Origin of the sequence: Rappaport israeli (assembly GCF_001888055.1) — a bacterium.
In the GTDB taxonomy this organism is placed as follows: domain Bacteria; phylum Pseudomonadota; class Gammaproteobacteria; order Cardiobacteriales; family Cardiobacteriaceae; genus Rappaport; species Rappaport israeli.
The window spans coordinates 1-363 of the sequence record NZ_LXHZ01000048.1 but is presented as its reverse complement, the minus strand read 5'-3'; the positions used below and the strand labels follow the sequence as shown (position 1 = coordinate 363).

Here is a 363-nt window from a genome sequence, read left to right as displayed (position 1 = left end):
CGCAAGCTCGCAAGTTCGCAAGTTCGCAAGTTCGCAAGTTCGCAAGTTCGCAAGTTCGCAAGTTCGCAAGTTCGCAAGTTCGCAAGTTCGCAAGTTCGTAAGTTCGTAAGTTCGTAAGTTCGTAAGTTCGCAAGTTCTTGAGGTTCGAGGTGCTGGGAGAGTTGGGGAGATTGGAAGGGTTGGAATTAGGGTTTAAAGTTTTGCAGGCTCAGCGCTTGCGGTATGCGGTATGCGGTATGCGGTATGCGGTATGCGGTATGCGGTATGCGGTGTGCGGTGTGCGGTGTGCGGTGTGCGGTGTGCGGTGTGCGGTGTGCAGTGTGCAGTGTGCAGTGTGCAGTGTGCAGTGTGCAGTGTGCAGTG

At 54.3% G+C, this 363-nt stretch carries 1 pseudogene; it reads left to right on the top strand.

Annotated elements, in window-relative coordinates:
* Positions 1 to 161 precede the first annotated feature (161 nt).
* Positions 162 to 363, top strand: a pseudogene (locus A5N84_RS10130) (hypothetical protein); the annotation flags it as partial.